Source organism: Vibrio splendidus, from assembly GCF_002873455.1.
GTDB classification, from domain to species: domain Bacteria; phylum Pseudomonadota; class Gammaproteobacteria; order Enterobacterales; family Vibrionaceae; genus Vibrio; species Vibrio splendidus_J.
Window position 1 is genome coordinate 43,657 of the sequence record NZ_MCUN01000035.1, and the last position, 8,234, is coordinate 51,890.

At 43.7% G+C, this 8,234-nt stretch carries 5 protein-coding genes; 2 read left to right on the forward strand and 3 right to left on the reverse strand.

Annotated features, from left to right (window positions below; all coding sequences use genetic code 11):
• Positions 1-99: 99 nt before the first annotated feature.
• The 3 genes from BCU75_RS18965 to BCU75_RS18980 form a co-directional block, all read right to left on the reverse strand.
• Positions 100-1,674 (reverse strand): ATP-binding cassette domain-containing protein, encoded by a 1,575-nt coding sequence (locus tag BCU75_RS18965; RefSeq protein ID WP_102474746.1) that lies wholly within the window; start codon positions 1,672-1,674, stop codon positions 100-102.
• Positions 1,675-2,153: 479 nt separating this feature from the next.
• The gene (locus BCU75_RS18975) at positions 2,154-2,732 is read right to left on the reverse strand and encodes a TetR/AcrR family transcriptional regulator (protein WP_102474747.1); all 579 of its coding nucleotides are present in this window, start codon (positions 2,730-2,732) and stop codon (positions 2,154-2,156) included.
• Positions 2,729-4,165 carry a coniferyl aldehyde dehydrogenase gene (locus tag BCU75_RS18980; RefSeq protein WP_102474748.1) on the reverse strand — a complete coding sequence of 479 codons (1,437 nt, stop codon included), beginning with the start codon at positions 4,163-4,165 and terminating at the stop codon, positions 2,729-2,731. The genes BCU75_RS18975 and BCU75_RS18980 overlap by 4 nt, the downstream gene beginning before the upstream one ends.
• A gap of 561 nt (positions 4,166-4,726) precedes the next feature.
• Between BCU75_RS18980 and speA the strand changes: the two genes are divergently transcribed.
• Positions 4,727-6,634, forward strand: coding sequence for an arginine decarboxylase (speA, locus tag BCU75_RS18985; RefSeq protein WP_102474820.1), 1,908 nt, complete (start codon positions 4,727-4,729; stop codon positions 6,632-6,634).
• Positions 6,634-7,560, forward strand: a complete 927-nt coding sequence (gene speB / locus BCU75_RS18990; RefSeq protein ID WP_009846513.1) for an agmatinase — start codon at positions 6,634-6,636, stop codon at positions 7,558-7,560. Before speA ends, speB begins: the two co-directional genes overlap by 1 nt.
• Positions 7,561-8,234 lie beyond the last annotated feature (674 nt).

Below are 8,234 nucleotides of genomic sequence, written 5' to 3' on the forward strand. Positions count from 1 at the left end.
ATAGATGTTCGAGGCGCGTAGTTTACTTGTCTCAATCGAGAAAGGCGAGCACCGGAACGATGCTCGCTTAACTAAACTAAGTGAACGAATTTGCGAAGGTTAAAGCTCTATATGGTTTTGGCTAACACCGACCTCCTCAACAAAGTCGCTGTCATGACTCACCAAGATAAATGCGCCTTGGTATTCACGTAAAGCGGATGCCAATATTTGCTTTGAGTCGATGTCTAGGTGGTTGTCCGGTTCATCGAGCAATAGAAGCGGGGTGTCTTGCTTATGGCTAACGATCAACATCGCCAGTTTCATTTTCTCGCCACCACTGAGGTGAGCGACTTTTCGGTATACAGAGTCTCGTCTGAACCCAATCCCTGCCAAAAGGGTTCGTGCGTCACTTTCTGTTAACCCAAAACTGTGTGTCATCAGGCTATCGAACATGGTGTCATTGGTGTCTAACAGGCCAAAGTGTTGATCCAAGTATACCGTCGCCCCTAAGCGCTTAATGGAACCGATATAGTTCGAATGTTGGCCATGAATGGATTTTAATAGCGTCGATTTTCCGCACCCATTAGCCCCGGTTAGATAACATCGTTCCCCTTGTGATAGAGAGAAGCTAATAGGATCACCGGAACCAAAACTTAGGCGACACTCTTCAACGGTTAATAGTGAGTGTTTTTTAGAACTATTCGCTTGTTGTAGGTACAACGCTTGCGGCTTCAGTTGCTCTTGTTGTTCTTTAAGCGACTGCAGTTTATGTTGGTTTTGGTCAATGAGGTTCCTTTGGCTTGTCGCAGACGCTGCTTGGCTTTGAGCTGCTTTATCTTTCATAGCATCCAATAATATCTTGGGTTGGCTACCTGTCTTTCTCAGTCGATTTCCCTGAGACTCTCGCTGCTGCGCCTTTTCCTTGTTGGCTTGAGTTTGGCGATCGAGTCGTTTCTTTTCGGATTGATGATGAGCAATCTGTTTGTCTAGCGCTTCGCTTTGGCTAGAAATTTGTTTGAAGTAATCATCGTAATTTCCTTTATAGAAACGTAGGCCCAAGCTGTTTAGGTGGTAGATCCCCTCCATATGTCTCAATAAGCTTCGATCATGGCTGACGATAAGTACCTTGCCTTCAAACAACTTGCATTGTTCGAGTACCCAATTGCGTCCGTCACTGTCTAAATGGTTTGAAGGCTCATCGAGAATCAGTATGTCGTTGTTTGATGTGAATAATTGATGAAGCTGCAATAGGGCGAGCTGCCCACCGCTCAATGTATGGCACGGCGTGGTTAACCCACTGGTTATTTTCAATGTGGCTAAAAGTTGCTTCGTGTTCGCTTGTAAATCCCAATCTTCACCAATGATATTGAAGTGCTGCAGTTCGCAACTGCCTTGTTCTATGGCGTGTAATGCGTCTAACTTTTCGGTTATCCCTAAGAAGTCAGCGATGGTGATGTTGGTATCCAGTAGCGTTGATGGTAATTGAGAGTAAAAGCCGATCGATCCTTGGCGCAAAACACTGCCTGACGTGGGCTGCTTTTTTCCAACGAGTAACGAGAGCAACAATGACTTTCCAGCCCCGTTTCTTCCGGCTAGGCCGGTGAGGCGAGTGCTTAAATTAAAGGTGATGTCTTTGAATAACCACTCACCAGTATCGAGCTGGAATGAGAGATTGCTGGCTAATATAGTAGGCATAGAAATACCTCCCTTTACGTGTAAACGAGTAAAAGGGGTGAGGCGCTTTTCTACATAGACTCCAATGTAGGACTCTAAGAATAGATCGCCAAGACGTTACTTAGGTAGATGACCAATCAAAGATAGAAAAGCTGCGCTGAGATAATTTCTGTCTTTGAAGTACAGTTCTGCAAGATACATGTTGTCAAAATGCGGATCTTTAAGAGCTTGATTTGTCGCGAAAATAGATGACGAAGTAACGCCCACTAACCCCGAGTGTCCAAATGATTTTTATAAAAATAAATCGGATGTCAGGATGTTAGTACTTCATTATGGCGTTATTCTCTTTTGAAATGATGGTGTGATGTTACTGAAAGAGGGTGCTTAAAGTCAATATGGTGATGTGATTAAAATTTGTCCAAATAATTAAAGCGCCTATATATAACCATGAGGCGCTTTAGAGTGTTCTTTGAAAGCAAGAGCTTCAAATAATGTGCAAATTATAGGTTTTGTCCACCGACGGCTCGCCAACACATATCAAAGCTATCATTGATGTACTTTGATGTCTGCTCTGGCGGAGATTCGTTTTGCTCAACAAGCCAGTTTGCACAAATCAGAAAGTGGCTATGGATGAAGTGCCTAACAAGGTTGATGTCTAACACCATCAGCTCACAGGCTTCTTGCCCTTTCAAAATGATTTCATCTAGCGATGCGAACATCTGTGAGACGATAACTTCTCGAGTTTGAGTCGTCGGATCAAAATGAACATTGGTGAAGAACTTCATCGCAACTGGATTTTCTAACGCCCACTCAAGCCCTGTGATCCACATGAACTTCAATGCTTGATAGCGATCTTGTTCAGAGACATCTGTGTGTTTAGCCAGCGTAGTGAATAGCTCAAGTTTCAGTTCGCGAAATAGTTCATCAATTAACAGCGACTTATTCTCGAAGTGGTGAAACAGTGTCGCTTTCGCTACGCCTGCCGTTTTCGCTATTTGTCCGGTAGATGTGCCCTCTAGCCCTTGCTGAGAGAAGAGCAGGAGTGCAGCATCTAGGATTTTTTGCCTTTTCGTAATCATCTATTTAGTACTTTGAACAGAATCTTTTTAATTGGGTTGTTGTAAGGAGGGTGCATTAACTTGGTGAAGTTAATTTTTCCTCTACTTAGAACGGTTTTGGCATGGCTAAAGGTCTTGAAGCCTTCAATGCCGTGGTAGTGTCCCATGCCTGAAGGGCCAATGCCACCGAACGGCGCATCTTCTGCCGCCACATGCACTAGCGAGTCGTTAATACAAACACCGCCAGAATGCGTATTCGATAAGAATAGGTCTTGAGTCTGCTTATCATGGCTCATCAGATACAAAGCAAGTGGACGTTCTTTTGCCGTGATGTAGTTGATCGCTTCTTCAATAGAATCATAAGGAACGATAGGCAGCACGGGGCCAAACAACTCTTCTTGCATTGCGACCATGTCGTCATTCACTTCGGTGAGAAGGTGCGGCGTCATTCTATGGTTCACATCGTCTTGTGCTTGCTCGCTGACAGTGTGAACCACCGCCCCTTTCGCTTGAGCATCTGCAATCACACCTTTCAAGCGATTGTACTGGCGCATATCGATCACTGAGGTTAAGTCTTTGCTTTCAATGCCTGCTTTATACAGCTTTTTGAAGTATTGCTTATAAGCTGTGATGAACGCGTCGGCTTTTTCTCGTGGCAATAAGATGTAATCGGGCGCCACACAAATCTGGCCAGCGTTTAAGCTTTTTGCAAACAGGATACGCTCAACGGCGTCAGCGATATCAAAGTCAGGGGCGATAATCGTTGGAGATTTGCCGCCTAACTCCAAAGTTACTGGCGTTAAGTTGTCGGCTGCTGCTCTCATTACGTGCTTACCCACAGAGGTTGAACCAGTAAATAGAATATGATCAAACGGGAGTTGGCTAAATTTCGCGGAAACGTCAGCTTCACCTTCGATAATCGCAATCTGACCTTCGTTAAAACCTTCAGCTAACATGGCTTTTAAAACTCGGTTAGTCACAGGGGTAAACTCCGACATCTTGAGCATCGCAGTGTTGCCCGCCGACAACGCAGTGATTAAAGGGCCCAAAGAGAGCATTATAGGAAAATTCCAAGGAACGATAATACCCACAACACCCACTGGTTGATAATGAACGGTGATCTTCGCGGGTGTCAGCATTAAGCCTGCTTTTCTATGAGATGGTTTTAACCACTTCTTTAGGTTCTTATCACTGTAATTGATTTGGTGAAGAGAAGGGGTGATATCAGCAATTAAGCTATCGTGCTTTGCTCGGTGGCCATAATCTTCAGACAACGCCTCAATTAGTTGTTCTTGATAGCGCATTAACAACGCTTTTAGTACTGAGAGATCTTTTCTTCTCTGCTCAAGCGTTGGATTAACATTATTGCGGTAGTGATCTTTTTGTCGGTTGAATATTTGATCCATGTCGTTGGTGTTCGACGTGGTTGGTTCAAGGTCTAGATTATGGCTCATAGCATCCCCTAAATTCGAAAGCTGACCGATTGGTCGGTCAGTTGAATTTACAAGAATATCCTATCGAATACAAGATATACGCGAGAAGAGTTTAATAACTGAGCGGCTACAGCATTGAAGTGAGTGATGTTTAGTTCGAATAACGAAGTATTAGTCGCTATTAAATCACAGGATACAAGCTATGTCGGTGATAGCGAGAGTTGTGATAGAGAAGTGGTTCTATTTGGCGAAACCCTGACTAAACTTGACCATAGTAGCTAAGAATTTTATGTGTTATTGGTATGTTATTGACCTAATTTTTTGTTAGAAAGTGCTTTAAATCTAATACGCTTCAGCCTGTTTTTTGGCCTAAAACCTTGTAATACCTTACCTGTCACTTTAAGTCGGATCGACGATAAAAAAACGCAATCGTAACCACAAATATCAATGGTTGGACTCACTCTTAATAATATCGGTTAATGCAGCCAACAAATCGTTTTCGAACGTTTTTTGTTGGGTTATACCTCGCTATTCCAATGAGGTATCTTCTGTCGATGGCCCTATAGTGTGAGGTCTCTAGAATTGGAAAATTCGGTTAATTTGGAACGCATCCGTGCTGAGTATAATGTAAAGCACTGGAGCCAAGGTTTTTATGGAATTGATGATAATGGCGAGGTGTATGTTTCACCGAGCGAAACGGATCATCAAGTTCCGCTTAGTCAGATCGTAAAACAGTTAGAGCAGAGAAATATTGGTTTGCCTGCTCTTGTGCGTTTTCCTCAAATAGTGCACCAACGTGTGCACAATATCTGTAACGCATTTAACCAAGCGATCGACGAATATCAGTATGACAACCGTTACCTGCTTGTTTACCCGATTAAAGTTAACCAACAGAAAGAAGTGGTTGACGAGATCTTAGCGAGCCAAGCTCAATTAGAGCAGAAGCAGCTGGGACTAGAGGCGGGCAGCAAACCTGAACTATTAGCAGTATTGGCGTTGGCTCAAAAAGCAAGCTCAGTGATCGTGTGTAACGGTTACAAAGACAGAGAATACATCCGTCTTGCGTTGATTGGCGAAAAGCTGGGTCATAAAGTATTTATCGTTCTAGAGAAGCTATCAGAGCTTGATCTTGTTCTTTCTGAAGCGAAAGCGCTTGGCGTGAAACCTCGTTTAGGTTTACGTATTCGTCTTGCTTCTCAAGGCGCAGGTAAATGGCAAGCAAGTGGTGGCGAGAAGTCGAAGTTCGGCTTGTCTGCATCACAAGTGCTGACCGTTATTGAACGTTTAAAAGCAGAAAATCAGCTTGATGTTCTAGAGTTAGTGCATTTCCATCTTGGCTCACAAATGGCCAATATTCGTGATGTACGAAATGGTGTGAGCGAAGCGGCTCGTTTCTACTGTGAACTGCGCGATATCGGTGCTCAATTGAAGTACTTAGATGTTGGTGGCGGTTTGGCTGTGGATTACGACGGTACACGTAGCCAGTCTTCAAACTCAATGAACTACGGCTTGCTTGAATACGCTCGAAACATTGTGATGACAGTAGGCGATATTTGTAAGCTCTACAATCAGCCACAACCTGTGATCATTTCTGAATCTGGTCGTTCGTTGACTGCGCATCACGCTGTGCTTGTTACTAACGTGATCGGTACAGAAAGCTATTCTCCGGAAGATATGGCGGCTCCTGAAGTTGACGCACCAATGTTGCTAAACAACATGTGGAAGAACTTCTTAGAGCTAGATGCGGGTAATGATGACCGAGCGTTGATCGAGATCTACAACGACACGCAGAGCGATATCGCAGAAGCGCACAACCAATTTGCAACAGGTATGCTGAATCTTCAGCACCGTGCTTGGGCTGAGCAGATGTCTTTGCGTATTAACTACGAACTTAGCTCTCGTATGAGCACTAAGAACCGTTACCACCGTCCTATTTTGGACGAGTTGAGCGAGCGTTTAGCAGACAAGTTCTTCGTGAACTTCTCGCTGTTCCAATCGTTACCAGATGCTTGGGGTATCGATCAGGTATTCCCTGTATTACCTTTAAGTGGTTTGGATAATGCGGATGAGCGTCGTGCTGTGGTGTTGGACATCACTTGTGACTCTGACGGTACGATTGACCAGTATGTTGATGGTCAAGGCATTGAAACAACATTGCCAGTACCTGCTTGGAACCCAGATGAACCATACCTAATGGGCTTCTTCCTAGTGGGTGCATACCAAGAGATCTTGGGTGATATGCATAACCTATTTGGTGATACGCATAGTGTTGTGGTGAATGTTGATGAAAGTGGTCAAGCGAATATCGACTACATCAACGAAGGCGATACTGTTGAAGACATGATGCGTTATGTTCACATCGATACGGATCTGATTCGTCAGAACTACAAAGATTTGGTCACGGCGAAAGTATCAGCGCAAGAGCAACAAAGTGTACTTGAAGAGTTAGAGCAAGGCTTGATGGGTTACACCTATCTTGAGGATTTTTAATGAACGATCTATTTACTAAACCTGATTACTCACTGTACTCCAATGCAATGACGTTCATGCGTCGTCCATTGGTACAGAACCCAATTGATAACGACGCTGATGTGGTTGTGTTGGGCGCGCCTTTAGATATGGCGACGTCGGGTCGTCCGGGCGCGCGCATGGGACCTGATGCGATTCGTCGTGCGTCAGTAAACTTGGCGTGGGAAGGCAAGAAATTTCCGTGGGACTTCAATGTATTTGAACATACCTCGGTGATTGATGCTGGCGATCTTGTGTTTGATTGCGGTGATGCTGAAGACTTAACTCAGCGTTTAGAAGCAGCCGCTGATGCGATTCTAAACAGTGGTAAAACATTGTTAGGTTTAGGTGGTGATCACTTCATTACATTGCCTTTGCTAAGAGCATACGGCAAGAAGTACGGTGAGATGGCTCTGATTCACTTCGACGCGCACACTGACACTTACAGTCAGGGCAGTCGCTACGATCACGGCACCATGTTCTACCATGCGCCAAATGAAGGTTTAATTTCGCCTGAACATTCAGTGCAAATTGGTATTCGTACAGAGTACAAGCAGGAAGGTCACGGCTTTAATGTCATCAATGCGATGCAAGCGAATGACATGAGCGTGGATGAGATCATTGCTCAAGTGAAAGGCATTGTTGGTGATAAGCCAGTTTACCTAACGTTTGATATCGATTGTCTGGATCCTGCTTTTGCACCGGGTACAGGGACTCCTGTATGCGGTGGTTTGAACTCAGATAAAGTCCTGAAAATTATCCGCGGTTTGCAGGGTATCAACATGGTTGGTATGGACGTTGTTGAGGTGTCACCCGCGTATGACCAAAGCGAAATTACAGCCCTGGCAGGCGCAACTATCGCACTTGAGCTGCTTTACGTTTGGACAGCGAATCGTCTAACAAAATGACAACGGTGGTTAACTGTATTAGTTAGCTAACCGAACGTGTCACCTATTTATTTAGAAGCCCATCAGGTTAAATTTGATGGGCTTTTTGTTTTTAAGAGAACTAAAACCATAGATTTAGAGTTGTGCGAATCGTCTTGCCGTTTCTGTGAACTAATGTGCAGGCAAAGACGTAACATGTAGTAATTGCATAGTTTTTGAGCCAAAAATCATCACCTTAATTTCGAGTGATGTCTCAAAGCTGGGACTTACCTCTTCTTTACTAAGGATGCATAGCTCACCTCAGTTAATGCCCTGTATTCGCTAATGATTTATCCACTTTATTGCTGTATATATTTATAGAATGAAAAGGTGCAATTACATTGTGATATCTCTTGCATATCAATCAGCGTCCTACTAACTTTTAGCTAGTCTTTTCAAGCTTTCAAAGAATGCTTAGATATTAGAAAAGGTGTCTCTAAGCACGGACATGGCATTTTTTATGGGGAAGACTAGGCTTAAGGGTAAGTAAACTATAATAAAACAGGTGAAATACATCTCTCTTTAAGGGTGGTTTGGAGATAAGAACGAATTGCCGTTGAAAAGAGCTAAGTATGAATTCGATTAAAACCTGAAATTACTAATACAAATAATTCTCACAGCTCTGAAGAACAGTGTTTTGTGACAACGGGGGATGT

What these genes read in the sequence shown, in the direction of transcription:
- BCU75_RS18965 (WP_102474746.1), bottom strand. Translation starts at nt 1,674, where the DNA reads ATGCCTACTATATTAGCCAGCAATCTCTCATTCCAGCTCGATACTGGT.
- BCU75_RS18975 (WP_102474747.1), bottom strand. Translation starts at nt 2,732, where the DNA reads ATGATTACGAAAAGGCAAAAAATCCTAGATGCTGCACTCCTGCTCTTC.
- BCU75_RS18980 (WP_102474748.1), bottom strand. Translation starts at nt 4,165, where the DNA reads ATGAGCCATAATCTAGACCTTGAACCAACCACGTCGAACACCAACGAC.
- speB (WP_009846513.1), top strand. Translation starts at nt 6,634, where the DNA reads ATGAACGATCTATTTACTAAACCTGATTACTCACTGTACTCCAATGCA.